Source organism: uncultured Methanobrevibacter sp. (assembly GCF_937906425.1).
Classification (GTDB): Archaea; Methanobacteriota; Methanobacteria; order Methanobacteriales; family Methanobacteriaceae; genus Methanobrevibacter.
This window is the reverse complement of the sequence record NZ_CALCYR010000106.1, coordinates 1-2,424: the sequence shown is the minus strand read 5'-3', so window position 1 is coordinate 2,424 and position 2,424 is coordinate 1. Positions and strand designations below refer to the sequence as shown.

3 protein-coding genes are annotated in these 2,424 nt (G+C 28.0%); 2 read left to right on the top strand and 1 reads right to left on the bottom strand.

The genetic code is table 11. From position 1 onward, the window contains the following. The first annotated feature begins 115 nt into the window (after positions 1-115). Positions 116-796: a TIGR00289 family protein gene (locus Q0138_RS02800; RefSeq protein ID WP_297980621.1), complete on the top strand. Its 681-nt coding sequence runs from the start codon at positions 116-118 to the stop codon at positions 794-796. Between the two features lie 171 nt (positions 797-967). Continuing rightward, positions 968-1,552: a hypothetical protein gene (locus tag Q0138_RS02795; RefSeq protein ID WP_297980619.1), complete on the top strand. Its 585-nt coding sequence runs from the start codon at positions 968-970 to the stop codon at positions 1,550-1,552. Between the two features lie 155 nt (positions 1,553-1,707). Here Q0138_RS02795 and Q0138_RS02790 read toward each other — a convergent pair whose 3' ends face one another. Continuing rightward, positions 1,708-2,277, bottom strand: coding sequence for a hypothetical protein (locus Q0138_RS02790; RefSeq protein ID WP_297980616.1), 570 nt, complete (start codon positions 2,275-2,277; stop codon positions 1,708-1,710). Positions 2,278-2,424: the final 147 nt, after the last annotated feature.

Here is a 2,424-nt window from a genome sequence, read left to right as displayed (position 1 = left end):
TTTCAAGTGTAAAATGAGGGTTTCTACAAGACCAATAAGATATAATTTAATTAAAAAATATCCAATCAAATTGTCAATAAATTATAAAATCAAAAATGATAAAATTGGTGTATAAATGAAATCTGCTGTATTGTTTTCTGGTGGTAAGGATAGTGTAATGGCCTTGAATTATGCTATAAATTCTGGAGATGATGTTAAGTATCTTCTTTCAATGAAGTCTGAAAATGATGAATCATACATGTTTCATGTTCCAAATATTCATTTGACTGACTTGATTTCAGAGGCAGTTGGAATTCCAATTATTGAAGCTAAAACCAAGGGCGAAAAGGAAAAGGAACTGGATGATTTATTGGATGCATTCTATAAATTGAAGGAACTTGGAATAGAGGCAATTTATACAGGAGCATTATTTTCAACCTATCAAAAGTCAAGAATTGAAAAATTGGCTGATGAGGTTGGAATTCAAGCCATTTCTCCATATTGGCATAAGGATCCAAAGGAATATATGGAATTGGTATTGGATTCAGGATTTAAGGTAATTATCAGCGGTGTCTTTGCAGAAGGCCTTGATGAAAAATGGTTAGGCAGATTAATTGACAGGCAAGCATTGTTGGAACTTGAAAAGATAAGTGAAAAAACTTATTTGCATCTTGCATTTGAAGGGGGAGAGGCTGAAACCCTTGTAATTGATGGTCCTATCTTCAATAAGAGAATTGAAATAATTGAAGCTGAAAAGAACTGGCATTTGGACAGCGGAACATATAATGTAATTAATGCAAGATTGCTTGAGAAATAGTTTTTAGTTTATTATTTATTCAATTGAAGAATTTTATGGATTATTTATTATTTTTTCTTTAATTTATGATGTTTAAAACTTATTTATTATTTTTTTCAATGATGAAATTTTAATTATTTATTTTCATGCTATTTTAATTAAAAATAAGAATTTACATAAAAGGGGGTTAAAATGAATAAAGAAAAAAGAATTAGATTGATTTTAGCAATTTTTATTGCAATAGCAATATTGAATACTAGTTTAGTATATTCAGATAATCTGTCTGCAGCAAGTGATGCTCCTAAGGGATATTCTAACTATTATATTCGAGGGGTCTGCTATAATGTGCCGGATTCATATAAACTTGTGTCTGAAGGTTGGGATGATGCAAATAGAGCAGATTATGCCAATTTCAAAAGAGGAAAATATTTCATTAACATTACCTTGAACAAGCATTCCCTGAAATTCAACAAGAATCTCTTGGACACTTATGATTATTTTACCATTAATGGAATAAAATTAAAGAAGACTAAGATTTCCAATGTTGTTGGGTTTTATGCTAAAAAGAATGGTGTAAAATATTTTGTTTTTGCATCAGATGATGATTTTTCTTACATTGCAGTAAAGGGACCTAAACTTAGCAATATCCTAGCTTCCACTAATCAATGGGATTATATCCCTTATCACAGTACGGAATATGATTGGGAATCAGATGTTTATGATGATTCATTTGATGATTCCTTCGATGATGCAGCTTATTATGGATATAACTGGTAAAATTAAATTATTTTACCTTATTTTTATTTTTTAGGTTTTATTTTTATTTTTATTTTTTAAAAATTATTTTATATTTATTTTTTATTTAAACTAATTTTAAACTTTTTTTTAATAAATTAAAACTCAAAATTGTTTTTTTATTTAAAGAAGGAATTTTAATAAACAATTTCATAATCAATATTGTTCTTTTCCCTATTTTCAGAGTCCATCTTAATCAAATCATAGATTAATTTGTCTTTACTTAGCTTTTTCCACATCTTATAAATTGTTTTTATGAATTTTTCATCCAATTCTCTCTTTTCACTTATTATTGGACACTGATAGGTCATGTCATCTTCGTCATAAATCAAGTGAAGTTTGTCTTCATTGTCAATATGTGGACTTAATGGAAATGATCTGCATTGAATAGGTCTTAATTTTCTATTGCAGTGTGGAGGATTGGTACATTTGATGTAATAAACCTCTCCATCCCAAGAGTCTGGATATTCATATTCATCAGTTGTTTCATAATACATTTCAAACCAGTCATCTTCTGAATATAATTCCTCTTCACCGGGCAATAGGTATAATACCATATCAAGCATTATGTTGTCCTTGTCCTTGTTTTCGACAGTGCAGCAAATGGAATTGCAGAGGCTTCCACAGTCAAAGTCTCCAAGAGGACTGACATTCTCTGTCATTTGATAAATTTTAAAATAATCTTTTTTTCTTATGGAAGATTTCATTTTATTCCCTATTTTTAAAATTAATTACAATATTAAATATTTTCTTCAATTCTAATATATTTTTAGTTTAATTTGTTTTTTTCTTTAATTGTTTTTCTTCAATTCTAATATATTTTTAGTTTAATTTGTTTTTTTCTTTAATTGTTT

Excerpts from the sequence above, each read along its gene's own strand:
- Q0138_RS02800 (WP_297980621.1), top strand. The coding sequence starts at position 116 with ATGAAATCTGCTGTATTGTTTTCTGGTGGTAAGGATAGTGTAATGGCC.
- Q0138_RS02795 (WP_297980619.1), top strand. The coding sequence starts at position 968 with ATGAATAAAGAAAAAAGAATTAGATTGATTTTAGCAATTTTTATTGCA.
- Q0138_RS02790 (WP_297980616.1), bottom strand. The coding sequence starts at position 2,277 with ATGAAATCTTCCATAAGAAAAAAAGATTATTTTAAAATTTATCAAATG.